At 68.5% G+C, this 23,081-nt stretch carries 25 protein-coding genes; 13 read left to right on the top strand and 12 right to left on the bottom strand.

The features are described 5' to 3' along the window. Positions 1 to 7: 7 nt before the first annotated feature. The 6 genes from AC1D1A_RS03945 to AC1D1A_RS03920 all read right to left on the bottom strand — a co-directional run bounded on the left by AC1D1A_RS03945 (position 8) and on the right by AC1D1A_RS03920 (position 4,624). Positions 8 to 571, bottom strand: coding sequence for a PadR family transcriptional regulator (locus tag AC1D1A_RS03945; protein ID WP_476947182.1), 564 nt, complete (start codon positions 569 to 571; stop codon positions 8 to 10). Between the two features lie 139 nt (positions 572 to 710). After that, positions 711 to 1,106 (bottom strand): ankyrin repeat domain-containing protein, encoded by a 396-nt coding sequence (locus tag AC1D1A_RS03940; protein ID WP_028276529.1) that lies wholly within the window; start codon positions 1,104 to 1,106, stop codon positions 711 to 713. A 14-nt stretch (positions 1,107 to 1,120) separates the two neighbouring features. Continuing rightward, positions 1,121 to 2,203 carry a CAF17-like 4Fe-4S cluster assembly/insertion protein YgfZ gene (ygfZ, locus tag AC1D1A_RS03935; RefSeq protein ID WP_476859400.1) on the bottom strand — a complete coding sequence of 361 codons (1,083 nt, stop codon included), beginning with the start codon at positions 2,201 to 2,203 and terminating at the stop codon, positions 1,121 to 1,123. Between the two features lie 101 nt (positions 2,204 to 2,304). After that, positions 2,305 to 3,054 carry a flavodoxin family protein gene (locus AC1D1A_RS03930; RefSeq protein ID WP_476851316.1) on the bottom strand — a complete coding sequence of 250 codons (750 nt, stop codon included), beginning with the start codon at positions 3,052 to 3,054 and terminating at the stop codon, positions 2,305 to 2,307. Positions 3,055 to 3,107: 53 nt separating this feature from the next. Then, positions 3,108 to 3,722, bottom strand: a complete 615-nt coding sequence (locus AC1D1A_RS03925) for a nitrobindin family protein (RefSeq protein ID WP_476851317.1) — start codon at positions 3,720 to 3,722, stop codon at positions 3,108 to 3,110. Positions 3,723 to 3,889: 167 nt separating this feature from the next. After that, positions 3,890 to 4,624 (bottom strand): permease, encoded by a 735-nt coding sequence (locus AC1D1A_RS03920; RefSeq protein WP_223913795.1) that lies wholly within the window; start codon positions 4,622 to 4,624, stop codon positions 3,890 to 3,892. A gap of 243 nt (positions 4,625 to 4,867) precedes the next feature. Here AC1D1A_RS03920 and AC1D1A_RS03915 point away from each other — a divergent pair, with 243 nt between their 5' ends. The 10 genes from AC1D1A_RS03915 (at position 4,868) to asd (ending at position 15,222) form a co-directional block, all read left to right on the top strand. Further along, on the top strand, positions 4,868 to 5,566 hold the full coding sequence (locus AC1D1A_RS03915; protein WP_277526303.1) for a winged helix-turn-helix transcriptional regulator: 699 nt from the start codon (positions 4,868 to 4,870) through the stop codon (positions 5,564 to 5,566). Positions 5,567 to 5,891: 325 nt separating this feature from the next. Then, positions 5,892 to 6,914, top strand: coding sequence for a mycothiol synthase (gene mshD, locus AC1D1A_RS03910; protein ID WP_476947181.1), 1,023 nt, complete (start codon positions 5,892 to 5,894; stop codon positions 6,912 to 6,914). A gap of 89 nt (positions 6,915 to 7,003) precedes the next feature. Continuing rightward, positions 7,004 to 9,268 (top strand): RNA degradosome polyphosphate kinase, encoded by a 2,265-nt coding sequence (locus AC1D1A_RS03905; protein ID WP_223913793.1) that lies wholly within the window; start codon positions 7,004 to 7,006, stop codon positions 9,266 to 9,268. Positions 9,269 to 9,279: 11 nt separating this feature from the next. Then, a complete protein-coding gene (locus AC1D1A_RS03900; protein ID WP_476855676.1) occupies positions 9,280 to 10,257 on the top strand; it encodes an NUDIX hydrolase in 978 nt (325 codons plus the stop codon). Between the two features lie 78 nt (positions 10,258 to 10,335). Continuing rightward, positions 10,336 to 11,982, top strand: a complete 1,647-nt coding sequence (locus tag AC1D1A_RS03895; protein WP_476947180.1) for a hypothetical protein — start codon at positions 10,336 to 10,338, stop codon at positions 11,980 to 11,982. Then, the gene (locus AC1D1A_RS03890; protein WP_476947179.1) at positions 11,979 to 12,380 is read left to right on the top strand and encodes a GntR family transcriptional regulator; all 402 of its coding nucleotides are present in this window, start codon (positions 11,979 to 11,981) and stop codon (positions 12,378 to 12,380) included. The genes AC1D1A_RS03895 and AC1D1A_RS03890 overlap by 4 nt, the downstream gene beginning before the upstream one ends. A 33-nt stretch (positions 12,381 to 12,413) precedes the next feature. After that, positions 12,414 to 13,217, top strand: coding sequence for a thymidylate synthase (locus tag AC1D1A_RS03885; RefSeq protein ID WP_079550143.1), 804 nt, complete (start codon positions 12,414 to 12,416; stop codon positions 13,215 to 13,217). Next, complete coding sequence (locus tag AC1D1A_RS03880) at positions 13,214 to 13,807, top strand: dihydrofolate reductase (protein WP_476851323.1); 594 nt, start codon at positions 13,214 to 13,216, stop codon at positions 13,805 to 13,807. The genes AC1D1A_RS03885 and AC1D1A_RS03880 overlap by 4 nt, the downstream gene beginning before the upstream one ends. Then, positions 13,807 to 14,034: an NF038396 family protein gene (locus tag AC1D1A_RS03875; protein WP_028276519.1), complete on the top strand. Its 228-nt coding sequence runs from the start codon at positions 13,807 to 13,809 to the stop codon at positions 14,032 to 14,034. Before AC1D1A_RS03880 ends, AC1D1A_RS03875 begins: the two co-directional genes overlap by 1 nt. Before the next feature lie 45 nt (positions 14,035 to 14,079). Beyond that, positions 14,080 to 15,222 carry an aspartate-semialdehyde dehydrogenase gene (asd, locus tag AC1D1A_RS03870; protein ID WP_476947178.1) on the top strand — a complete coding sequence of 381 codons (1,143 nt, stop codon included), beginning with the start codon at positions 14,080 to 14,082 and terminating at the stop codon, positions 15,220 to 15,222. Positions 15,223 to 15,290: 68 nt separating this feature from the next. Here the strand turns inward: asd and AC1D1A_RS03865 are convergent, their stop codons facing one another. Next, complete coding sequence (locus AC1D1A_RS03865; RefSeq protein ID WP_476947177.1) at positions 15,291 to 16,397, bottom strand: winged helix DNA-binding domain-containing protein; 1,107 nt, start codon at positions 16,395 to 16,397, stop codon at positions 15,291 to 15,293. Positions 16,398 to 16,486: 89 nt separating this feature from the next. Between AC1D1A_RS03865 and AC1D1A_RS03860 the strand changes: the two genes are divergently transcribed. Then, positions 16,487 to 17,005: a hypothetical protein gene (locus AC1D1A_RS03860; RefSeq protein ID WP_476855671.1), complete on the top strand. Its 519-nt coding sequence runs from the start codon at positions 16,487 to 16,489 to the stop codon at positions 17,003 to 17,005. Between the two features lie 78 nt (positions 17,006 to 17,083). On the opposite strand, the gene AC1D1A_RS03855 is transcribed toward AC1D1A_RS03860, so the two are convergent. Genes AC1D1A_RS03855 through AC1D1A_RS03840 form a run of 4 tightly spaced genes read right to left on the bottom strand, consistent with a single transcriptional unit; the run spans position 17,084 to position 20,467 of the window. After that, positions 17,084 to 18,151 carry a UDP-N-acetylmuramate dehydrogenase gene (locus AC1D1A_RS03855; RefSeq protein ID WP_223913784.1) on the bottom strand — a complete coding sequence of 356 codons (1,068 nt, stop codon included), beginning with the start codon at positions 18,149 to 18,151 and terminating at the stop codon, positions 17,084 to 17,086. Positions 18,152 to 18,207: 56 nt separating this feature from the next. After that, positions 18,208 to 19,533, bottom strand: a complete 1,326-nt coding sequence (locus AC1D1A_RS03850) for an MFS transporter (RefSeq protein WP_476947176.1) — start codon at positions 19,531 to 19,533, stop codon at positions 18,208 to 18,210. Between the two features lie 14 nt (positions 19,534 to 19,547). Then, a complete protein-coding gene (locus tag AC1D1A_RS03845; protein WP_476947175.1) occupies positions 19,548 to 19,985 on the bottom strand; it encodes a MaoC family dehydratase in 438 nt (145 codons plus the stop codon). Between the two features lie 2 nt (positions 19,986 to 19,987). Then, positions 19,988 to 20,467, bottom strand: a complete 480-nt coding sequence (locus tag AC1D1A_RS03840) for an FAS1-like dehydratase domain-containing protein (RefSeq protein ID WP_476947174.1) — start codon at positions 20,465 to 20,467, stop codon at positions 19,988 to 19,990. A 196-nt stretch (positions 20,468 to 20,663) separates the two neighbouring features. Here AC1D1A_RS03840 and AC1D1A_RS03835 point away from each other — a divergent pair, with 196 nt between their 5' ends. Both AC1D1A_RS03835 and AC1D1A_RS03830 read left to right on the top strand, forming a co-directional pair. Next, positions 20,664 to 21,077, top strand: a complete 414-nt coding sequence (locus AC1D1A_RS03835) for an ArsR/SmtB family transcription factor (RefSeq protein WP_476851331.1) — start codon at positions 20,664 to 20,666, stop codon at positions 21,075 to 21,077. After that, positions 21,074 to 22,771 carry a SulP family inorganic anion transporter gene (locus tag AC1D1A_RS03830; RefSeq protein ID WP_243181115.1) on the top strand — a complete coding sequence of 566 codons (1,698 nt, stop codon included), beginning with the start codon at positions 21,074 to 21,076 and terminating at the stop codon, positions 22,769 to 22,771. Before AC1D1A_RS03835 ends, AC1D1A_RS03830 begins: the two co-directional genes overlap by 4 nt. On the opposite strand, the gene AC1D1A_RS03825 is transcribed toward AC1D1A_RS03830, so the two are convergent. Beyond that, positions 22,761 to 22,985 carry a DUF3188 domain-containing protein gene (locus AC1D1A_RS03825; RefSeq protein ID WP_476947173.1) on the bottom strand — a complete coding sequence of 75 codons (225 nt, stop codon included), beginning with the start codon at positions 22,983 to 22,985 and terminating at the stop codon, positions 22,761 to 22,763. The two genes, AC1D1A_RS03830 and AC1D1A_RS03825, sit on opposite strands and share 11 nt — an antisense overlap. Positions 22,986 to 23,081: the final 96 nt, after the last annotated feature.

The raw sequence follows: 23,081 nt of genomic DNA, 5'->3' as shown, positions 1-23,081 counted from the left end.
GCGGAGTTCACCACGGCAGTTCGCCGGAGCGGAGCTGGTCCTGAAGGCTGCGGATCCAGGCGATTTCGGCGCGCAGCGTGCTCTGCTGGAACTGGACATCGATCCAGTACTTGCGCTCCACGCCCTTCTTCGTGAGCAGTTCCTCGCCGGAGACCAGGAAGCCGAGCTGTTCCTCCAACGCCTGAAGGCGCCGGTCGAGGAGTTCGACGACGACGCCGGCGGGCAGGTTGTAGGCCTCGGAGACGGCCAGCGGGAAGGCCGGGTATTCGTTGACCGGGGCGGCGAGCATGTCCTGCAGCCACGCCGTGAACGCTTCGCGGCCGGCAGCCGAGATCGTGTAAGTGGTGCGCTCCGGACGGTTGCCTCCCCGGTCCGTTCCCGTGGCTGTGACCAGCCCCCGATCCTCGAGCCGCCCGACGGCGTGATAAAGCGTTCCTGGCCGCACCTTGACCAGCCGGTCCTCGTGCCGCGCGATCAGGAGCTGGTACATCTCGTAGGGATGCATCGGTTCTTCCACGAGCAGGGAAAGTGCGGCGACACCCAGGGGTGTCAATGCGGTTGCCCGGGCCATGGTGCAGTCCTTCTCGGTTTAGCAGTGTTCTCTTCGGCCTAAACGGCAGTTACTCCACTAAAGATTATTCCACGTGGAGTATTTGTGGGCAATCCTCCCCAACCCGGACCGGCCGCGCCCCGGCCCCAGGCGCGATTGGTCAGCCGAGGAGGGCCAGGATGTCCGTCCGGGCGAACATCTGCGCGGCGGCCCGCGCGGTGGGGGTGCCGGCGTCCGGGTCGGCCCCGGCGTCCAGCAGTTCCCGGGCCACGTCCGTGTAGCCCTTGAAGACAGCACCGGCCAGCGGGGTCTGGCCGCGGTCGTTCGGCGTGTTGGCGTCGCCGCCGTGGTCCAGGATCAGCCGGACAGTGCCGGCGTGGCCGTGGTAGGCCGCCAGCATCACCAGCGAGTCGCCGGAGGAGGTGGTCAGCGTGGCCGGGGCGCCGGCGGCCAGGTAGCTGCCCAGCAGCGCGGAGTTGCCCTCGCGGGCGGCGTCGAAGAGCGCGTGCGCCAGCGCGAGTGTCTCGTCGTCGGGCGCGGCGCCCGGCTCGTTCACTTTGGACCCGCCGCTCATCGGGTGCCCCGCAGGAAGCCGGTCTGGCGGCCCACCACCTGGCCGGCGTCGGGGGCCACAATGACTTCCTGGGCCGCGGAGTACGGCTCGTCCCCGTCCACGACGGTCAGGACCTCGTCCGGGGCGACGGAGCGTTTGATCACGGCCAGGGCGACGGGGCCCATCTCGTAGTGCTGCGCCACGGAGGTCACGGTGCCCACCTTGCGCTCGCCCGCACGCACCTCGCTGCCGGCCGCGGGCAGGGTGTGCTGGGAACCGTCGAGCTGGAGGAACACGAGACGGCGCGGCGGGTGGCCCAGGTTGTGGACGCGCGCGATCGTCTCCTGGCCCTTGTAGCAGCCCTTGGCCAGGTGCACGGCAGTGCGGAGGAGGTCGAGCTCATGCGGGATGGTCTTGTCGTCCGTTTCCGCGCCCCACCGGGGCCGCCACGCCGCAATCCGCAGCGCTTCGGAGGCCATGGTGCCGGCGAGGGCACGGTCGCCCACGGTCGCGACCAGTTGGTCCGCGGGGACCAGGTACTCGAACCACGGCCGTTCCAGTCCCGGATGGGCGTCCTCGCCCACCACAGCGTAGGAGTAGCCGCCGGCGCCGACGTGCGGCCACGGGTCTTCCCAGGCCTGCAGCGCGTCCCATTCCGGGATGCGGTGCGTGGAGCCGAGTACGGCCCAGTCGGCGGAGACGTCCGCGATTTCGACCCGGAGCATGAATTTCATCTTGTTGAGCCATTCGGCGAGCGGGGCCGCCTCGGCTGCCTCGACGATCAGCCAGGTCGTGGCGCCGTCGTCCACCACCCTGGCGTCAAATTCGATCCGGCCCTGCACGCTCAGCAACAGCAGTTCGGTGGACTGGCCAGGGGCCAGGGAAGTGAGCTGCTGGGAGGACAGCGTGTTGAGCCAGCTCAGGCGGTCCGGCCCGCTGACCGTCACCACGCCGCGGTGTGAGAGATCGACGACGGCGGTGCCGGCGGCCAGCGCCCGCTGCTCCCGGAGCGGCTCGCCGTAGTGGGCGGCGACGCCGGCATCGGCGCCGCCGGCCTCAACCGCGGCCGGGCGCGACAACAGGGGGCTTTTGATAGTCATATTGAAAGGAACGTCCTTAGCTCTGTGCGTATTCCGGCCCCGGCAGGTTCCGGCCCCGGCAGGGACAATCTGGCTCCGCCGGACTGTGGGGCAGGCCGGTCCTAGCGGTATTCCGGATTTTCAAAGTCGAAGCGGGTGCCCGCTTTCCAGGCGTCGGGCAGGTTTCCGTAGGCGGGAATGCCGCCCGCGTCCTTGAGCATGCGCGCCAGGTGCAGCATGTTCCAGGTCATGAAGGTGGTGTTGCGGTTGGTGAAATCGCTCTCCGGCCCCCCGGACCCCTGGTCAAGGTAGCTCGGTCCCGGCCCGACGGGACCGATCCAGCCGGCATCGGCCTGCGGCGGGATGGTGAAGCCGACGTGCTGGAGGCTGTACAGGACGTTCATGGCGCAATGCTTGATGCCGTCCTCATTGCCGGTGATGAGGCAGCCGCCCACCTTCGGGTAGTAGGCCCACTGGCCCTTCGCGTTCAGCTGCCCGGAGTGGGCGTAGAGGCGCTCGATGAGCTTCTTCGTCTGCGAGGAGTTGTCCCCCAGCCAGATGGGCCCCGCGACGACGACGATGTCCGCTTCCTGGACGGCCGGGTAGAGTTCCGGCCACTCATCGGTGGCCCAGCCGTGTTCGCGCATGTCCGGGTAGACCCCGCTGGCGATGTCGTGGTCCACCGTGCGGATCACGCGGGTGCTGACGCCCTGCTTCTCCATGATCCGGCGGCTGACCTCGATCAGGCCCTGCGTGTTGGACACGTCCGGGGACTTCTTGAGCGTGCCGTTGAAGAACACGGCCTTGAGGTCGGCGTAGCTGGCGCTGCCGGGTGCTGTGCTGCCGGCTGAGCTGGTGACTGTGTCATTCACGGTATTTCTCCTGGGTCGATGGTGACAACGGAAAAATCAGTGAGACCGCGTAATTAGCCTGCTTTGGCGAGGATGGCCGATGCGTGGGCCTCCAGGCCGCCGCCCGCCGTCGAATTCTTGCCGGTGGCCACGTCCCAGCGCCACAGCAGGTTTCCTTCCACCAGCCCGAAGATCCGGGTGGCCGCCGTGTACTCCTTGGAGTGGCTGCCGCGCATCACCATGTCGGTGCTGAGCTGGATCTGGGGGCCCTTGATCTGGCCGTAGTACAGCTCCGAGATCCCGCCGGGGTGGGCGATGGAGACCGAGATGTCGAAGCCGCCGTCGCTGTTGCGCAGGGCCTCCACCTCGTCGGCGCTCTTGAGCACCGGGACGATGTCCGCCGGGATCAGGCCGGGGCCGCCGTCCTCCTCGCGCTGCTTACGCTCCAGCGCCCAGAAGCCGGTCTCGACAGTGAGGGGACGCAGCTTCGTGCCCTCGTCGTCGGTCAGCCAGCTCTCGGCGCGGTACTGCAGGTACGGCAGGCCGTTGTGCGTAAACGAGACGTGTTGCAGGAAGTGCTCGGAGTCCTCGTCTCCAGCCCCCAGCCGGCCGCTGCCCTCCCACTCACCAATGAGCCAGGACAGCGGAACGATTTCGGGGGTCAGATCAGTAGGGATTTCAATCGGCACAGCATCTACCTCTGGAAGCTACGGGGTCTGGAACGTGTTACTTCTGGCCTTTGAAGAGGCGGTACACGACAAAGCCGGCAAACCACGCCATGGACAGGCTGGCCACGCCAAGCAGGACAAGGAAAAAGATCTCATATGCAAGTACGGACATGATGCCATCCTAACGCTTAGTAGATGAGTAGTTTGTCTATGAAGTAGGCCAGGGAACCGACAGCAGAAACCGGCCCGAGCCCCATGCCCACGGCCGCCAAAACATTAAGGCCTTCACCGTTGAGGATGACGAGGCGGCGGAAACTCACCAGCACCGCCCCCACGACGACGCCGACGAGGGCCGCCGGCAGCACGGCGATGTCGGAGAACACCAGGCCGGCGAGCGGCCCGGCAAGGCCGGCGCTCACGATGCCCAGCGGCGCCACGATCCGGTCCGGCCAGCGGATCAGCCCCGCCAGCAGCGCGATCGCCGAGCTGATGGCCGCCACGAGGATCATTTCGCGGACCCCGTTGAAGCGCGAACTCGCAATCCAGCCGGCGCCGAGGCAGGAGAGCAGGACACCCGCGCACGAGCCCAGGGTGGATTCGAGGCGCTGGGCCTGACCGGTGCCCCGGATCAGCTGCATGACGAAGATTGCCATGACCCCGACGGCCAGGAATGACGGCGTCCAGTCCAGGAAGCCCGGAGCCGGGAGATAGGTCGCAGCCACTGCCGACCCGACGCCGGGCAGGCCAATCAAGACCGCGAGGGTCTTCTTGGCGGGGATGCCGAGAAAGTAGGGCCAGCCGATACCGATGCCGGCGGCGGCGAGCGCCGCGACGGCCAGGAGGACCTCAGGCGAGGCATAGGCTCCGGCGACAATCGCCGCGAGACCGGCCAGGCCGATGATCCCGACGCTCCACGGCTTCACTGTCTGCTCGCCATCGGCAGACCCAGCATGGCCAGACCTTCGCTCACTGCGGACCCCAATTCGACTCGGCTCAATTTCGACGGGCCGCGGGCCCTGACGGTTCAATCCTGCCCTATGTGAACGGTATGTGTCGCAAAAGGAGGCGCCGGAGGTGACGGGACCATGGCCGGAATGGGGCCTTTAGGTATACTCAACATCAGCAACAAGACGCCCAACGATGCGCGGACACCCCTTGGAGGAACAATGTCGCACATCCTGCTATTGACGAACAGCACGGGAACATCCGTGGACGTCCTGCCTGCTCTGGAACTGCTGAACCACCGGGTGCATATCCTTCCGGCCGAGCCCACTGCCCTGCTCGAGACCGACCCCTGCGACATCGTCCTGCTCGATGCCCGCAAGGACCTCGTCGGCGCACGTTCCCTCACCCAGCTGCTCAAGGCGACCGGCCTCAGCGCCCCATTGATGCTGATCCTCACCGAGGGCGGCATGGCCGCGGTCTCCTCGGCGTGGGCCGTGGACGACATCCTCCTGGAATCCGCGGGCCCGGCAGAAGTCGAGGCCAGGATCCGGCTCGGCGTCGCGCGCGCCGTTCCGGACAAGGAAGACGTGCCGACCGAAATCCGGGCCGCCGGCGTCGTGATTGACGAGGCCAGCTACACCGCACGGGTCAACGGCGCCGCGCTCAACCTGACCTTCAAGGAATTTGAACTGCTGAAATACCTGGCCCAGCACCCCGGCCGGGTGTTCACCCGCCAGCAGCTGCTGACCGAAGTCTGGGGCTACGACTACTACGGCGGCACGCGCACCGTGGATGTCCACGTCCGGCGGCTGCGGGCCAAACTGGGCGCCGACCACGAGAACCTGATCAGCACCGTCCGCAACGTCGGCTACCGCCTGACCCTGGTCCGCCAGCCCGAGGACGAACTGACCGAGGCCTGAGCGCGCCACGGCCGCCACAGCGCGGCGGGGCCGGTACGCAGGGACTGTACACAAGCACTGAACGCAGGCACTGAACGCAGAAGGCCCCGGACTCTGGAWTCCAGAGTCCGGGGCCTTCTTGGTGCACCAAACCATCGGCACAAACTTCTCAGTATTTAACAGTATTTCTCAGTGGAGGACATACGGGTCGAACGTATCGAGGCCACCCCAGTGGTGGATCCCCCTCGCATCTGGCTCAACGCCGGACGAGATAACGACTATACGCGGCCGTCCGCAGTTCGACAAAATCGGCCGCTGACCCCCATGCACCCGATAGCCTTGCACCATGAGCCCTGCGCACCCGGAAAACTGGCCCGTACACACTGAAAAAGGAACCGTGGACGCCGCGCTGCTGCGGGACGTCGCCGCCCTTGTCGCCGCGGCGGAAGAGTCAGACGGCAATCCGCCGTTGTCCGAACAGACACTTGTCACGCTGCGCGCCGGCGATGCGGGCGAGCACTCGGTGCTTGCCCTGGCCCTCTATGCCCCTGACGACAAGTTGGATCCCGCGACGGCGCAGGACCTGGCCGGCGTCGCCGTCGTCATCGAGGAACCCGACGGCACCGGCATCCTCGAGGTCGCCGTCCATCCCAGCTACCGCAACCAGGGCGTGGGCGACCGCCTGCTGGGCGAACTGAAGACTGTCCGCGGCTTCGCCGGCCTGAAAGCCTGGTCCCACGGAAACCACGAGGCCGCGGCCGACCTCGCAGCCCGCTACGGCTACGGAGCCGTGCGTGAGCTGTGGAAGATGCGGTTGATGACGGCGGCAGCGGCCCTGCCGGAGGTCCAACTCCCGGACGGCGTACAGCTCCGCGCCTTCGTGCCCGGCCGGGACGAGGACGCCTGGCTGGCCGCAAACAAGGCCGCCTTCGCCCACCACCCGGAGCAAGGCAACATGACGCGGGCCGATCTGGACGCCCGGATGGCCGAACCGTGGTTTGATCCCGCGGGCTTCCTGCTGGCCGTCGACCCGGCGGACCGGCTCCTGGGATTCCATTGGACCAAAGTGCACCCCCGGCACGGCGACCATCCCGCAATGGGCGAGGTCTACGTGGTGGGCGTGACCCCCGATGCCCAGGGGTCCGGGCTGGGCAAGGCCCTCACGGTCGCCGGCATCAGGCATCTTCAGGGCCTGGGGCTCCGCGCCGTCATGCTCTACGTCGATGCCGACAACACCCCCGCCGTCGCCCTCTACCGCCGGCTCGGATTCACCCGCTGGGATGTCGACGTGATGTACGCGCCGCTGCCGCAGCAGCCATCACCGGCCGCCGCTCCCGCGCCGGACGGCGTTAGTCAAGTCGGCGGATAACCGTCCCGGCCCGGGCCGAAACCTGGGGTCATCCGGCCATGATTGCTTGTAAGGTTGAAGCTACATCGCGCCAGCATTGAGGAGACACCATGCCACGGGATACCGCCCGGACATCCACGTCTGAACCAGCAACGCCGGAAAAGGGGGCGCGTCCGGTACGTGCCCGCTTTGGCTCCTCCGAAGTGCCGGCCTCGCGCGCCACGCAGGACCGGATCGACATTCCGGAGTTCGCACCGAACCTGGAACCGGAAGGCGACATCCGCCCCGACCGGTTCCTGGACCGGGAACTGAGCTGGCTTGCGTTCAACGCGCGGGTCCTGGAATTGGCCGAGGACCCCAACCTGTACCTGCTGGAGCGGGTCAGCTTCCTGTCCATCTTCGCTTCCAACCTGGACGAGTTCTTCATGGTCCGGGTGGCCGGGCTGAAGCGGCGGATCGCCACGGGGCTCGCCGTCCCCTCCCCTGCCGGGCTGAGCCCCATGCAGGTCCTGGAGCAGATCGGCGAGGAGGCCCACCGGCTGCAGCAGCGCCACGCCCGGGTCTACGCCGAACAGATCCGTCCGGCGCTGGCCTATGAGCACATCCACCTGATGCACTGGGAGGAGCTCGACTCGCAGGCCAAGGACCAGCTCAGCGCCATGTTCGCGGAAAAGGTTTTCCCGATCCTGACGCCGCTGGCCGTGGACCCGGCGCACCCGTTCCCCTACATCTCCGGGCTGTCCCTGAACCTCGCCGTGGTGGTCCGCAACCCGGTCAGCGACAAGGAGCTCTTCGCCCGTGTCAAGGTCCCTGACCAGCTCCCGCGCCTGATCTCCATCGACGGCGCCCGCGCCGGCTCCGTCCCGGGACGGGTGGCACGGTTCATCGCGCTCGAAGAAGTGATCGCCGTGCACCTGGACCAGCTGTTCGCCGGCATGGAGGTCCTGGAACACCACATCTTCCGCGTGACCCGCAACGAGGACGTCGAGGTCGAAGAGGACGACGCCGAAAACCTGCTGCAGGCCTTGGAGAAGGAACTCCTGCGCCGCCGGTTCGGCCCGCCCGTCCGCCTTGAGGTCACCAATGACATCAACCCGAACATCCGTGCCCTGCTGATCCGCGAGCTCGGCGTCGAGGAATCCGAGGTCTACTCCGTGCCGGCGCCGCTGGACCTGCGCGGGCTCTCGGTGATTGCCGGGATCGACCGGGCGGACCTGCACTACCCCAAGCACGTCCCGCACACCTCGCGCTACCTCAACGAATCGGAAACGTCCAAGGCGGCCAACGTCTTTGCCGCCATGCGGCGACGGGACATCCTCCTGCACCACCCGTACGACTCCTTCTCCACGTCGGTCCAGGCGTTCCTGGAACAGGCAGCCGCGGACCCCAAAGTCCAGGCCATCAAGCAGACCCTGTACCGCACTTCCGGTGACTCCCCGATTGTCGATGCCCTGATCGACGCCGCCGAGGCCGGCAAGCAGGTCCTGGCGCTCGTGGAGATCAAGGCGCGCTTTGACGAACAGGCGAACATCTCCTGGGCCCGGAAACTGGAACAGGCCGGCGTCCATGTGGTGTACGGCATCGTGGGGCTCAAGACCCACTGCAAGCTCTCCCTCGTGGTCCGCCAGGAAGTGGACGGCCTGCGCCGCTACTGCCACATCGGCACCGGCAACTACCACCCCCGCACGGCCCGCTACTACGAGGATCTGGGCCTGCTGACGGCGAACGAACAGGTCGGCGAAGACCTTTCGAAGCTGTTCAACCAGCTCTCCGGCTACGCGCCGAAGTCCACGTTCAAGAGGCTGCTCGTGGCGCCGCGCTCGGTCCGTTCCGGGCTGATCGACAGGATCGAAACCGAGATCAGGAACGCCCGGGCCGGCATCCCCGCCCGCGTCCAGATCAAGGTCAATTCGATGGTGGACGAAGCCATCATCGATTCCCTGTACCGCGCGTCCCAGGCCGGGGTGCAGGTGGATGTCATTGTCCGCGGCATCTGCTCCCTGCGGCCCGGCGTTCCGGGCCTGAGCGAGAACATCACGGTCCGCTCCGTGCTGGGCCGCTTCCTGGAACACTCCCGCGTCTTCGCTTTCGCCAATGCCGGCGACCCGGTGGTTTACATCGGCTCGGCCGACATGATGCACCGCAACCTCGACCGCCGCGTGGAAGCCCTCGTGCAGCTGACGAGCGGCGACGACACGAGCTACGTCCTGGACTTGCTCAACCGCTACATGGTGCCCGAAACCGCGAGTTGGCATTTGGACAAGCAGGGTGAATGGACCCGCCACCACCTGGCGGAAGACGGCCAGGACCTCAAGGACGTGCAGTCCTGGCTGCTCGCCTCCCGCTCGCGCCAGCGCTCGACCAGCCTGCGGTAGGGATCGTGAGTGTGAGCAGCGATGCACTGGTTGCGGACCAGGCTGACCAACCCGGCGAAGAGGTTTCCGTCACGGCGGCGGGCGCCATCCCCTGGCGCCTCAATTCGGTAAACAAGGACCAGCTCGAGGTCCTGCTGATCCACCGTCCGCGGTATGACGACTGGTCCTGGCCGAAGGGCAAAATCGACGCCGGCGAGACCATCCCGGAGTGCGCCGTGCGCGAGGTGGAGGAGGAGATCGGGCTCACCGCCCCGCTGGGGATCCCGCTCCCGCCCATTCACTACCACGTGGCGGCCGGGCTGAAGGTGGTCCACTACTGGGCGGTCGACGTCGACGGCGCCGTCTTGATCCCGGACGGCACGGAAGTCGACAGCGTCATGTGGTGCCCGCCCGAGAAGGCCGCCCGCCTCCTGAGCAACCCGAGCGACATCGAGCCGCTGCAGCACCTGGTGAACGCCCACGACCGCGGGGAGCTGGCGACCTGGCCGCTGCTGATCGTGCGCCATGCGAAGGCCAAGCCCCGCTCGTCCTGGTCCAAGGCCGAGGGCGACCGTCCGCTGGCCGCCACCGGCATGCGGCAGGCGCAGTCGGTGGGGCGGCTCCTGCAGGCGTGGAAGCCCGCGCGGATCGTTTCAAGCCCGTGGCTGCGGTGCGTGGCCACCATCGCACCCTACGCCAAGGCGGCCGACGCCAAGGTCAAGCTCAACGAGGCCCTCACCGAGCACCGGCACAGCCGCAGCCCGCACAAGACGGCAGCCGTCGTCGAGGGATTGTTCGACAAGCAGCGGGCCGTCGCGCTGTGCACGCACCGTCCGGCCCTGCCCACGGTCCTGAAGCAACTCGCGAAGCACATGAACTCCCGGCTGCGGGACCTGCTGCCGTCCTCGGACCCGTTCCTGGCGCCGGGCGAGATCGTGGTCTGCCACGTCGCCCGCGGCAGCAAGAAAAAAGTGGTCGCGGTGGAGCGGTTCAAGCCGTTCGACGACTGAGGTCCTTGACCCCGGGGGGCCCTAAGCCTAGTTTGTATCAATAGCTTGATACATTACTGCTGAATCTTGGGGGATTCCGTGCCGGTCCTGTTGAACGTGCCGCCGATGCTGTTGCTCGGCCCGGCGATCGCCGCCCTGCTGGTGTATGCCGTCCTGCGGTGGGTGATCTGGGCTCCCGGGACCGGAACGTCGCCGCAGACAGTATCGGAGCACGGGCTGTGGGTAGGTGTGATCGGCTGGCTCGCAAGCTCACTCCAGGGCGCCATGACCCTGGGCATCATCCCGGCCAATCCGTCAGCGTCCGCCGTGGTGGGCGCCGACTCGATCATCCCGGCGCTGGCATGGCCGGTCCTGGGCTGCCTGGGCGTGCATGCCCTGGGACAGGTCACCTACCCGGGTCCGCGGCGAATGCGGCGGCAGGCCGTGCTGTCCGTGCGGCGCATCAAAGACTTCCTGCCCCGCAGGCTGGCATTGACCACGGCTGCGATCTTCGTCTCGGCTGCCGCGGCCATCGCCCGGACTGCCACGCTGCCCGGGTTCGCGGCCGTGGCTCCCACTACGGTCAGCGACGGCGCGTACGGCTACTACAACAGCGGCGGCGACGGCCGTATCCCCGGACCGGAGGTGGCCGCATGGCTCGGCGGCGCCCTGCTGGTGCTGGCCGTCGGCACGTGGCTGGTTTTGTGGCTGATCGCCCGCCGCCGGCAACTGGAGGCCCTTGACGCGGCGGACAACGCTGTACTGCGGACCATCGCGATGAACCGGCTGCTGCGCACAGTGTCCACAGTGGCTGCCGGCTTGGCGGTCATCGCGGGGAACTTCGCGGCCCGTCCCGATCCGGCCCAGCAAACGGGATCGTGGACGAACTTCGCCGGCCTCGCGGCGACCGTGGTCCTGCTCGTGATGTGGTGGTGGCGGCCGCCTCGGCTTGCTTCCGCCGGGCTGGGCGTCCGGAACCGGCCGGAATCAGGGATCGCCGCCGGCCGCCAGCACCCGGCCGCCAGGCTGGTCTCCTCACTTGGAGCGCTCCTGGGCCTCGCGGCCGCCGTGCCGCTGGTCGCCGGAGCCTTCCTCGCCCCCGTGATCATGGCTGCCGCCGGCTACGGACTTGCGGGACTCGTGGCCGTGATGGGCACCTGCGTCCTGCTGGTCATCGCCGGAGGCGAGCTGGTCCTGCAGCGCAACTACGGAACGCCGGAGGCGCCGCGCACCTGGCCCCGGCAGCCGGTCAGCCCCGCCCTGCTGACCACGGCGGTCCTGGCGCTGCTGGTCTTCCTGGCAGCCCTCGCCGTCACCGCCGCGGGACAGGCCCTGCTGGCCGAAGATCCCGGCTGGGTTCCGGTTGCAGTGCTCACCGCCGGGACCTGCGTTGCCGCCCTGCCGGCGTTCCTCCGGGCCCGGTCCCGCCAGGGCGTCCGCGACGCCCCGCGCGGTCTGGACGCCGCACTGCGCGCCATCACTGTCCACCGCGTCGTGCGGACCCTCGCAGCAACCCTCACGGCCCAGGCCGGTGTCCTGCTGCTGACCCAGACCAATGCCTGGGCGGCGGTGTTCGGGCCGGACGCGTTCGGCGACGCCGTCGATCCGGCCGCCGGATCGTGGTGGCCGGCAACCCTCGCCGGCGCTGTCCTGGCCGCCAGTGCCGTGGTCATCGCCGTCATCCCCGTGGGCGGCCTGGCCCGGAAGACCCCCGCTCCCCTGCCGCGGAAGGAAGTCGCCGCGTGACGGCGGGCATCGCCATCAACCTGCGTTCGCCAGTTCCCCCTTTCGAGCAGATCCGGACGCAGATCGCCTCCCTCATCAGCGTCGGGACGCTGGCAGCGGGAACCCGGCTGCCGACCGTCCGCAGCCTCGCGTCGGACTTGGGCCTCGCGGCCGGGACAGTCGCGCGGGCCTACAAGGAACTCGAACTGGCCGGACTGGTCGAAACCCGGCGACGCAACGGCACGGTGGTCGCCGGCAGCCAGCCGATCCTGATCCCGCCCGCACCTCCGCCGGGCACGGTCCCGATGGAGGTGATCGCCGCCGTCGACCGCTGCATTGCGGAAGGCCGCACTGCCGGGCTCGACGACGCGGCACTGCAGGCGATCCTGCGGGCGAGGCAGGGAGGGTCACACAAATAAGGAGAGCCGGCGAGTTCTCAGTAGACTGGAACGGTGAGCATCCCTACGCCCTATGAAGACCTCCTGCGCGACGTCCTCGAGCACGGCACGCACAAATCGGACCGCACCGGCACCGGCACCCTGAGCGTTTTTGGCCGCCAGCTCCGCTTTGACTTGAGCAAGAGCTTCCCGCTGATCACCACCAAGCGGGTGCATTTCAAGTCCGTGGCGGTGGAGCTGCTCTGGTTCCTCCGCGGCGACACGAACGTCAAATGGATGCAGGACCAGGGCGTCACCATCTGGGACGAATGGGCCGACGCCGACGGCGAACTCGGTCCCGTTTACGGGGTCCAGTGGCGTTCCTGGCCCACGCCCGACGGCGGGCACATCGACCAAATCGCCGAGCTCATCGAGAACCTGAAGTCCAACCCGGATTCGCGCCGGCACATCGTCTCGGCCTGGAACGTCTCCGAACTCAAGGACATGGCCCTGCCCCCGTGCCACGCGTTCTTCCAGTTCTACGTGGCGGACGGCAAGCTTTCGTGCCAGCTGTACCAGCGGTCGGCGGACACCTTCCTGGGCGTGCCCTTCAACATCGCGTCCTACGCCCTGCTGACACGCATGATCGCGCAGCAGACCGGCCTGGAACCGGGCGAATTCGTCTGGACCGGCGGGGATGTCCACATCTACGACAACCACATGGACCAGGTCCTCAAGCAGCTCGCCCGCGAGCCCTACGACTACCCCCAGCTGAACATCACCCGCAAGCCGGACTCCATCTTCGACTACACCCTCGAGGACTTCGAGGTGGTCGGCTACCAGCACCACCCGACGATTAAGGCCCCGATAGCCGTATGAGCAACGACAACACCGCGGGCGTGCAGCCCGGCGATTTCACGGAACAACTCCGAGCGTCCACCACTGGCCTCGGGCTCGTCTGGGCCCAGACCAGCACCGGGGTGATCGGCAAGGCCGGCGACATGCCGTGGCACCTGCCCGAAGACATGTCGCACTTCAGCCGCCTCACCACCGGCCACCCGGTCATCATGGGACGCAAGACCTGGGAATCATTCCCGGACAAGTACCGCCCCCTGCCCGGCCGGACGAACATCGTCATCACCCGCCAGGCCACCTGGCAGGACACCCCCGGCGCGGAAGGCGCCGTCGCCGTCGCGTCGCTCGATGACGCCTTGCTTGAATCCCAGTTCGTGGCCGGCCATGAGACCGTGTGGATCATCGGCGGCGGCGAAATCTTTGCCCAGTCCCTGGACCTTGCCGACGTCGCCGTCGTCACCACCATCGACACCAACGCCGAAGGGGACACCTTCGCTCCGGAACTCGGCTACGACTGGACCGTCTCGGCCAGCCTCCCGGCCAACGGCTGGCTGACCTCCGCCAACGGCACCCGCTACCGGATCACGCTGTGGCGCCGGACGGAGGCCAAGTAATGCTGAGGAAGCCAGAAACACTCTTTGTCCTGGGGTACATGCTCCTGCCCCTGCTCGCACTGCTCTCCGCGGTCGTGGGGCTGACCATGATCCTGGGCGGCAACAAGATCCTCGGGGCGATCGTGCTGGTGGTGGTGACCCAGGTCTTCACGTTCGGGGCGGTTTTCGCGCTGCGCCGGCGCAAGGCGGCGCTGCTGGAAGAGCCCCGCGGCGACTATAACGCGTGACGTAACCGACTGCGCCGGGCGGGCCGTGAAGTCTAAACTGGGCCCATGACTACAGCAGCTACCCCGTCCGTCGGCCTGGTTGGTTGGCGTGGCATGGTCGGTTCCGTCCTCATGCAGCGCATGCAGGATGAGGGCGACTTCGCCAACATCAACCCGGTCTTCTTCTCCACCTCGAACGCGGGCGGTGCCGCCCCGGCCCTGGCCGGCGCCGCTGCGGGCGCCGCCGGCAAGCTTGAGGACGCGTTCGACCTCGAGACCCTGGCGAAGCTGCCCATTATTGTCACCGCCCAGGGCGGGGACTACACCAAGCAGGTCCACGGCGAGCTCCGCAGCCGCGGCTGGGACGGCCTCTGGATCGATGCCGCCTCCACGCTGCGCATGAATGAGGATTCCATCATCGTGCTGGACCCCATCAACCGGGACGTCATCGACGCCGGCCTCTCCGGCGGGGTGAAGGACTTCGTCGGCGGCAACTGCACCGTGTCCTGCATGCTGATGGGCCTGGGCGGGCTCTTCAAGAACGACCTGGTCGAATGGGGCACGTCCATGACGTACCAGGCGGCCTCCGGCGGCGGGGCGCGCCACATGCGTGAACTGCTGAACCAGTTCGGCAGCCTCAACGCCGAGGTCAGCACCGAACTGGACGACCCGGCGTCGGCGATCCTCGAGATCGACCGCAAGGTCCTGGCACACCAGCGCGCCGGCATCGACGCCACACAGTTCGGCGTTCCGCTGGCCGGTTCGCTGATCCCCTGGATCGACGCGGACCTCGGCAACGGCCAGTCCAAGGAGGAATGGAAGGCCGGGGTGGAGACGAACAAGATCCTTGGCACCTCCGCCGCGAACCGCGTCGTCATGGACGGCCTGTGCATCCGGATCGGTGCGATGCGCTCCCACTCCCAGGCCCTGACACTGAAGCTGCGCGAGGACCTCCCGATCGCCGAGATCGAGAAGCTCGTGGACGCGGACAACCAGTGGGCCCGCGTGGTGCCAAACACCAAGGAAGCCTCAATGGCCGAGCTCACGCCCGTGGCGGCGTCCGGCACCCTGGACATTCCGGTGGGCCGGATCCGCAAGCTCGAGATGGGTCCGCAGTACATCAGCGCGTTCACGGTGGGCGACCAGCTGCTGTGGGGCGCCGCGGAGCCGCTGCGGCGCATGCTCCGCATCGCCACCGGAAACCTGTAGGAGCCCGTCCGGGACACCCTACAGGCATACGTTCAGACACCCCTTCAGGCACCTTTTCCGGCGCCTGTTCAGGCGCCAAGGAATCTGCGGTATTTCGCGGCCTGCAGCCCAAAAGACTTTTGGGCTGCAGGCCGCAGCCCGTTAACGACGTCGAAGGGTTCAGGCACGACGCCGGCACCCCTGCGGCCCGGCGGCCCGGCCCAGGTGCCGATCACGCCGCCGCCGGCCACAATGGTCTTCTTGAACACGCCGTTGCCGCCGGGGACGATCTTGTCGGCGTGCTCCGGCGGCAGCACGAGGGACCGGTCCGCGTAGCCGAGCAGGAATTCGTCGAACCCCGGCAGCGCCAGCACCGTGCGCTGACCGGGGACGCCGTCGTCGAGCAGCGCGGCTGTCTCTGCAGAGAGCCAGTAGCTGGTCCCCTCAAACTCCAGTTCCGCCAGCCGGTCCGACACCCGGGCCAGGGCGGCCCGGGTTTCCGTCAGCGGAATGCCGGCCCACCAGGCAAAATCACGTTCCGTGGCGGGGCCGTGACTGCGAAGGTAGCGCAGCAGCCACTCGGCGATGCCGTCGGAACGGTCCAGGGTCCGCGACTCGGTGATCCAGTCGCCGAAGGCCACGACCAGCTGCTGGTTGCCGGCCAGCGGACCCTGCACCAGCAACCCCCGCTGGCACAGGATCCCGAGCAGATGGATGCCGCGCTGGCCCGCCGTGGACTGGCCCGCCCGTTCGAAGGCCTGGAACAGCTCCGCCCGGCTGGCAGCTCCTCCGGAGACCAGCTGCAGGGCAGTTGCCGCGGCGGCGTCGACGTCCGCGGCCGTGATCTCGAGCTCCCGGTGGCGCCGGGCCAGGCCCTGGATCAGCCGGTCGGAGGTGATGGCCAGCATCCATTTCAAGTCCTCGGGCGCCAGCACGTGCAAGGTGCCGCGCATTGGCCAGGAACGGACGATCTCCGCCCGGTCCAGCGCCCCGCGTACGTCTTCGGCGCGGGAACCCGGCACGCGCTGGCCGACGGCCCAGAGCACGGCCTGCAGGTCCTGGGCCTGCATCGCAGTCATGCCGCGGACGGCGTCGGGGACGGACTGAAACCCCGGTCCCAGCAGTCCCTGGGCGGCGAGCCGCAGCCTGCCGATGATTCCGGGGCCAAGCCGGCGGACGCCCGTCACTGCTGCCATGGAACCATGGTAAGTCGCGTGTGCTGCCTGTCGGGTTGTTGCCCGGCTGTTCCCAGCCGCCATCCAGCAGGCTTCCCTACCCTTGAATCATGACTATGAGTGAGGTGTGGCCGCTACTGCGGCCCCTGTGCCGGAAGCTGGCCCTGCTGGGCTGGGCGTCCAGCGCCGCCGGCATGGCTGCCGGGCTCGCCGTCGCCATCGCCAGCGGTACCCGGCTCTCGCCCATGATGAGCACCCTGCAGCTGGTGGCCGCCTCGTCCATGGCGGTGTCCGTGGCCAGCTTCGTCACGGCCGCGGCGTTGCAGCCGCGGGCACGGTCTCAGGCACGGGTGCAGGCGGCCGTGAAGCACGGAAGCATCGCCCCGCAGGGCCGGGAGCTCCAGCTCGACTATGGCGGCGAATTTCCGGCCACCGTACAGGCCTTCCTGCTCGGCTCCCTGGCGTTCCTCGCCGGCGCCGTGGCGTTTGCGTGCGCCGGACTGGTGCTGCAAAGCGGGCCCAGCGTCCAGTCCGTGGCGTTCTGCCAGGTCTTCCTGCTCGGGGCCGCGGCCTCCGGTTTCACCTTCATGCTTTTCAGCAAGGTGGCACCCCGCCACACGGAACCGTAGCCGGGGCGCGGCGGTGCCCGGCCGGCGCTGCCCCGGCCTTGCCCGGGCAGCGGCCCTTTTCCTGGGGCCGGACTTTCCCTAGAGATCGACGCCGATCAGCAGCGGCTCCGGGTGCAGTTCAATGCCGAAACGTTCGACGACGCCGTGGCGGACCTCGCGCGCGACGGCCAGCATGTCCGCCGCGCTCGCCCCTCCCCGGTTGGTGATGGCAAGGGTGTGCTTGGTGGACAGCGAGGCCCGGCCGCCCGAGACGCTGTCCGGGTCCAGGCCGAAGCCCTTGGCGAACCCGGCCTGGTCGATCAGCCACGCCGCCGAGAGCTTGGTCAGCCCGTCCGCACCGGCGGGGTACCGCGGGGCCTCCTGCGGCAGCCGTGCCGCGACGTCCTCGGTCACGATCGGGTTCGTGAAAAAGGATCCCGTGGAGTAGGTGTCACGGTCGTCCGCGTCCCAGACCATGCCCTTGGACGCCCGGAGCCGCAGCACCTCGCGCCGGACGTCGGTGGAGTAGGCGCGCTGGCCCTGCTCGACGCCGAGCACCCGGGCGAGTTCGGCGTAGCGGACCGGGGCGCTCTTCCGGCCGAGCGGGAGCTGGAACTCCACGGTGAGCACCACATAGCGCGGTGAGCCGTTGACGGTGGTCTGCTTAAGGATGGAGTCCCGGTAGCCGAACTTGAGTTCGGAATTCGTGAAGGTCTTCACCGCGTTGCGTTCCCGGTCCCAGGTGCGCACGACGGCGATCGTCTGGGAGACGTCGGCCCCGTAGGCGCCGACGTTCTGCACGGGGGTGGCGCCCGTGGCACCGGGGATCCCGGAGAGTGCTTCGACGCCGGACCAGGCATGCTTCACAGCGTGTTCAACGAAGGCGTCCCAGTTGTGGCCGGCCTGGACCACCACCGCCACGCCGCCGCAGGAGTCCTCGGCGTCGACGGTGAACCCCTCCGAGGCGATCTTCAGCACCGTGCCGGGGAACCCGGCGTCGGACACCAACAGGTTGGAGCCGCCGCCGATGATCAGCAGGGACTGGCCGGCGGCGTCCGCGGTGCGCACGGCGTCGATGATCTCGGCCTCGGTGCGGGCCTCGATATAGCTGCCGGCGGGGCCGCCGACGGCGGAGGTGGTCAGGGCGGAGAGCTGGATCTGGGTCACCTGACCAGCCTAGCCGGGATCATCCGCCCGGCTAAGCCGGTACTGGCGGCACCTGGCTAGCTGTACTGTCCCGGCACGGGTACGGGCGCGGGGAGTTTGCGGGCCACCGGGGAGAGCAGGAAACTGACGATCAGCATCACCATGACGCCCAGCAGCGAGTGGAGAATGCCGACGTGCTCGGCCAGCAGGCCCAGCAGCGGCGGCCCGCACAGGAACGCTCCGTAGCCGATCGTGGACACCACGGACACCCGCGCGGCGGCCTTGACGGGGTCGTCGGCCGCGGCGGACATGCCGACCGGGAAGCCCAGGGACGCGCCGAGTCCCCAGATGGCCAGGGCCACGTAGGCCAGCCACGGTACCGGGGCGAAGACGAACAGGCCGAGGCCCAGAACCGCCAGCGCGGCGCACCAGCGCATCACCGGGACCCGGCCGAAGCGGTCCAGGACCAGGGTGCCGGCGAAGCGGCCGATGGTCATGAAGGTGACGAACAGCCCGTACCCGGCAGCTCCGGCGGCGTCGGTTTGGCCGTGGCCGTCGGCCAGCGCCAGCGCCACCCAGTCCCCCGCCGCTCCTTCGGCCAGGGCCAGCCCGAGGACCAGCACGCCCAGCAGCAGGGTGCGCCTGTCACGCCAGGCCTGGGCAATGAGGCGTTTGTTGTCCAGCGGCGGCTCCGGGACCGCGTCCGCCTGCCGGACGATCGGGATGGGACCGGTAGAAGGATCCTCGAAGGTGTCTGTCCCGGACGCCTTGAAGGGCCGCTCTGCCTCGAGGGGCGTGATGTCCGACCGGAACCAGGCCGCCGCGGTGGTCACCGAGCCGGCCACCAGCAGGCCCACCACGGCCAGGTGCAGGAAGACGGGGATCCCGGCGGCGGCAGCCCAGGCGCCCAGCCCGGCGCCCGCAACAGTGCCCAGGCTGAAGGAGCCGTGCAGCCGGGGCATGATGTGCCGCCGGACGGCGCGTTCCACCGCCGCCCCTTCGACGTTGGACGCGGTGTTCCAGCTGGCGGTGCCCAGCCCGATGATTGCCAGACCCGCGGCAACCGCCACCGGGCTGGCGAGCACCGAGGTGCCGAAGCCTGCCAGCGCCAGCCCGAATCCGACCATGATGCTGCCGATCCGGATGGTGCGCTTGGAGCCAAGGCGAAGAACAATCAGGCCCGAGGCGGACACGGACACGAAGGATCCCGCCGTCATGCAGAGCAGGAGCAGCCCGATCGTGCCCGGGGTCAGGTCCAGACCGTCGCGGATGGCCGGCAGCCGGGACACCCAGGTGGAGAATGCGATTCCGCTCGCGGCGTAGGCCACCACCACGGCGTTTCGCCAGTGCGTGATCTCGGCGGGCGGGACGAAGACTTCCTTGGTCACAGCAGCCAGATTCACAGCAACGCCATGGGCTAGGCCACCCTGACGACGGCCTGGGCCTTGACGAGGACCTTCTGGGCGGCCGAGACGACCGTGAGGTCGACGCGGGCGGTGCCGGCGTCGGCGTCGAGGGCCCCGATGGCCCCACTGATCTCGATCACGGCACCGGACTCCGGTGTCCCCGTCGTGTCGGCGACGGGAACCGGCTTCGTAAAGCGGGTCTGGAAGTCGACGACGGCGGCGGGATCGCCGGCCCAGTCGGTCACGAGCTGGACGGCCGCACCCATGGTGAACATGCCGTGCGCGATCACGCCCGGCAGGCCGACGCCGGTGGCGAAGGCCTCGTTCCAGTGGATCGGGTTGAAGTCACCGGATGCGCCGGCGTACTTGACGAGGTCGGTGCGGGTGACGGTAATGCTGCGGCTGCCAATGTGCTGGCCGACTGTGAGTGCTGCGATGTCGATGCTCATGGCTACTGTCCCTCTCCGCGGACCAGGATGGACGAGGTGGTGGTGGCGACCGGCTCCCGGACGTCGGCGGCACCGGTGGCATCGCCGGGGGCAAGGGCGAAGATTTCCGAGCGGGTGGTGATCATGGCTCCGCCGCCCATGGCGCGGACGCCGTCGACGTGCAGTTCGGCGACCAACCGGTCGCCCGCGACGATCGGGCGGTGGTGCGTGAACCGCTGGTCGGCGTGGACCACGCGGGAGAAGTCGATCCCGGATTCCGGATCCTCGATCAGCTGCGCGTCGGCGCGCTGCGCGACGATAATGGCGAAGGTCGGCGGCGCCACGAGGTCGCTGTGACCCAGCGCCTCGGCGGCGGCAACATCGAAGTGGGCAGGGTGGGTGGCCTTGACCGCGCGCGCGAACTCGCGGATCTTCTCGCGGCCGACGTCATACACCTCTGCGGCAGGGTAGCTGCGCCCCTGCAGGTCCGGATTGATAGTCATGGTTCCAGCCTATCGCCACGCCCGGAGCCGTCCGGCTTCGTGACAGGGTGCGCGCCGGGGACCGGGCGGGCACTGACGGGCGCTCCGGCGGTTCTTGACCGATACGATATGATGAAAACATCAATCCATCAATCCGAATCGCCTAGGGCGCCCCCGGACCGCGCCGCGAACGGATGCGAGAAAGTGTTTCCCCGCCATGATCTCCGCCGCGCAGACACCCCTGTACGAAATTAAGGCCAACCTGTTCAAAGCCCTGGCGCACCCGGCCCGAATCCGGATCCTCGAGCTTCTGGCGGCCGCGCCGGACAATACGGCACCGGTCAGTTACCTGCTCGCCGAGACGGGGCTGGAGCCCTCGCATCTGTCCCAGCATCTGGGGACGCTGCGCCGGCACGGTGTGGTGACGTCGGTCCGGACGGCGAATGTCGTGACCTATCGGCTGGCTCATCCCAAGATCAAGGAGCTGCTCGCGATCGCCCGGGTCTTCCTGCTGGACACCCTGGCCGGTTCCAGCGAACAGCTCCGGATAGCGCAGGAGCTGCCGGCAGGCCACCTCGACCGCGCGGGCGACGCCGACAGTACCGGCCACCTCGACGCCGCGGCAACGTGAGCGCGGCCCAGGCAGCAGACCCGGCGACGACATCTGCCACGGCCCGGGGACGCTTCGCCCGGTTTGTGCCGTCCCGCCGCGACTACGAGCTCTTGAGGTCCGCCTGGAAGACGGATCTGTTCGCCGGCATCACGGTGGGCATTGTGGCGCTCCCCCTGGCCCTGGCCTTCGGGGTCAGTTCCGGGGTCGGGGCGGAGGCCGGACTCATCACCGCGGTGGTGGCAGGACTTGTCGCCGCCGTCATGGGCGGATCCAACGTCCAGGTCTCCGGCCCGACCGGCGCCATGGTGGTGGTCCTGGCCCCGGTGGTCGCCGTCCACGGCGTCGGCAGCATTGCCCTGGTCTCTGTACTGGCCGGGCTGCTGGTCGTGGTCCTGGGCGCCAGCGGGCTGGGCCGGGCCGTCGCGTTCATCCCGTGGCCGGTCGTGGAGGGTTTCACGCTCGGCATCGCCGCCATCATTTTCCTCCAGCAGGTTCCCTTGGCCACGGGCACCGAGGGAACGCCGGGCCACAACACCCTCCTGGCCGCCGTCGAGAGCGCGTCGCAGGCCACCATGCCGACCGTGCTGGAGACGCTCGCGGTGGTGGCCTGCGTCGCGGCCGTGATGTACCTGCTGCCCAGGCTGAATAAGGCCCTGCCCGCGAGCCTGATCGCGGTGCTGCTCACCACCGCGGCGTCGGAGATGCTGGCGCTGGACATACCGCGGATCGGCGCGCTTCCGCACTCCCTGCCGGCGCCCTCGATGCCCTCTGTCGATCCGGCCGCGCTGGGAGGCCTGCTGATGCCGGCCGTGTCCATCGCGACGCTCGCCGCCATCGAATCCCTGCTCTCGGCCCGGGTGGCCGCCGGCATGGTCGGCCCCGACGGCCGTCCGTCCGGCGCGTACAGCCCGGACCGGGAGCTCACCGGCCAGGGGCTGGCCTCGATCGCTGCCGGGTTCTTCGGCGGCATGCCCGCCACGGGCGCGATCGCCCGGACCGCCGTGAACGTCCGTTCCGGGGCCAAGACCCGGCTCTCCGCGGTGGTGCACGCCCTGGTGCTGCTGGCCATCATCTACCTGGCGGCGGGGCTTGTCGGCAGGATCCCGCTGGCGGCGCTGGCCGGCATCCTCATGGTCACGGCCGTCCGCATGGTCTCGCGGCACACCGTGACGGCGATCCTGCGCTCCACCCGGGCCGACGCCGCGGTCTTCGTGGTCACCGCCCTCATTACCGTCGCCTTCGACCTCATTGTGGCCATCCAGATCGGACTCGCCGCGGCCGCCGTGTTCACGCTGCGGACATTCGCTTCCCTGAGCGGGGTCCGGCGCGAGGACATCCCGGGGCCGCCTGTTCCGGGCGACGAGCACATCGCCATCTTCCGGCTGGACGGGGCCATGTTCTTCGGTGCAGCGGAGCGGGTCCTGCAGGAGATCAGCCAGGTCAGGGACATCCAGGTGGCCGTCATCCGGCTCTCCCAGCTGCGGATGCTGGACGCCACGGGCGCCCACATGCTCGTTGAGGTGGTCTCCGCGCTGGAGCTGCGGGGGGTCACGGTCCTACTGAAGGGGGTCCAGCCGCAGCATCTGGAGCTCGTGACCAATGTGGGGGTCATCCGCTCACTGCGGCATCACAAGCACCTGTTCACATCCCTCCCGGACGCGGTGGAGCATGCCCGGAGCCATGTGGTGCGGAACGCGGCCGCTAGCGCTTGAGGTTTTTCCGGATCGCCTGGCCGCGGACCACAAGCCCGGCAAGGTGCAGGATCAGGCCGAGTCCGATCACTGCCAGTGAGGCGAGGGCAAGGGGCTGGTTGCCGGTGCTGTTGCCCACCACGCTGAGGATGATGCCGAGGGCGATCAGGCCCATGGCGCTGAAGACAATCACCTTGTAGGTGGTTGACGCGGTGGCCCAGAATTCATTCAGCACCGTGCCAGTCTACCGGGACGGCCGGACGACACCGCGAGCCGCAAAATTCCTGGCGACACTCACATTGCCTGCCGACGCGGGAATACGGGCGCGCCC

Source organism: Arthrobacter sp. P1_B9, from assembly GCF_056406495.1.
Note: the sequence above shows the minus strand (reverse complement) of the source record. Positions and strands in the feature narration are given on the sequence as shown.

Excerpts from the sequence above, each read along its gene's own strand:
- AC1D1A_RS03945 (WP_476947182.1), bottom strand. The coding sequence starts at position 571 with ATGGCCCGGGCAACCGCATTGACACCCCTGGGTGTCGCCGCACTTTCC.
- ygfZ (WP_476859400.1), bottom strand. The coding sequence starts at position 2,203 with ATGACTATCAAAAGCCCCCTGTTGTCGCGCCCGGCCGCGGTTGAGGCC.
- AC1D1A_RS03915 (WP_277526303.1), top strand. The coding sequence starts at position 4,868 with ATGTCGCACATCCTGCTATTGACGAACAGCACGGGAACATCCGTGGAC.
- mshD (WP_476947181.1), top strand. The coding sequence starts at position 5,892 with ATGAGCCCTGCGCACCCGGAAAACTGGCCCGTACACACTGAAAAAGGA.
- AC1D1A_RS03905 (WP_223913793.1), top strand. The coding sequence starts at position 7,004 with ATGCCACGGGATACCGCCCGGACATCCACGTCTGAACCAGCAACGCCG.
- AC1D1A_RS03880 (WP_476851323.1), top strand. The coding sequence starts at position 13,214 with ATGAGCAACGACAACACCGCGGGCGTGCAGCCCGGCGATTTCACGGAA.
- AC1D1A_RS03875 (WP_028276519.1), top strand. The coding sequence starts at position 13,807 with ATGCTGAGGAAGCCAGAAACACTCTTTGTCCTGGGGTACATGCTCCTG.
- asd (WP_476947178.1), top strand. The coding sequence starts at position 14,080 with ATGACTACAGCAGCTACCCCGTCCGTCGGCCTGGTTGGTTGGCGTGGC.
- AC1D1A_RS03865 (WP_476947177.1), bottom strand. The coding sequence starts at position 16,397 with ATGGCAGCAGTGACGGGCGTCCGCCGGCTTGGCCCCGGAATCATCGGC.
- AC1D1A_RS03860 (WP_476855671.1), top strand. The coding sequence starts at position 16,487 with ATGACTATGAGTGAGGTGTGGCCGCTACTGCGGCCCCTGTGCCGGAAG.
- AC1D1A_RS03845 (WP_476947175.1), bottom strand. The coding sequence starts at position 19,985 with ATGAGCATCGACATCGCAGCACTCACAGTCGGCCAGCACATTGGCAGC.
- AC1D1A_RS03840 (WP_476947174.1), bottom strand. The coding sequence starts at position 20,467 with ATGACTATCAATCCGGACCTGCAGGGGCGCAGCTACCCTGCCGCAGAG.
- AC1D1A_RS03835 (WP_476851331.1), top strand. The coding sequence starts at position 20,664 with ATGATCTCCGCCGCGCAGACACCCCTGTACGAAATTAAGGCCAACCTG.